Annotated in this window: 1 rRNA gene; it reads right to left on the bottom strand. The window is 59.6% G+C overall.

Features of this window, described 5'->3' with window-relative positions:
* Nucleotides 1-223, bottom strand: a 16S ribosomal RNA gene (locus E4K09_RS02445); the annotation flags it as partial.

The raw sequence follows: 223 nt of genomic DNA, 5'->3' as shown, positions 1-223 counted from the left end.
GCTTTTTGGGATTAGCTCCCCCTCGCGGGTTCGCTGCCCATTGTCACCGCCATTGTAGCACGTGTGTAGCCCAGCCCGTAAGGGCCATGAGGACTTGACGTCATCCCCACCTTCCTCGCGGCTTATCACCGGCAGTCCCCCTAGAGTGCCCAACTGAATGATGGCAACTAGGGGCGAGGGTTGCGCTCGTTGCGGGACTTAACCCAACATCTCACGACACGAG

Origin of the sequence: Microvirga pakistanensis, from assembly GCF_004458765.1 — a bacterium.
GTDB classification, from domain to species: Bacteria; Pseudomonadota; Alphaproteobacteria; order Rhizobiales; family Beijerinckiaceae; genus Microvirga; species Microvirga pakistanensis.
This window is presented reverse-complemented; position numbering and strand designations above follow the sequence as displayed.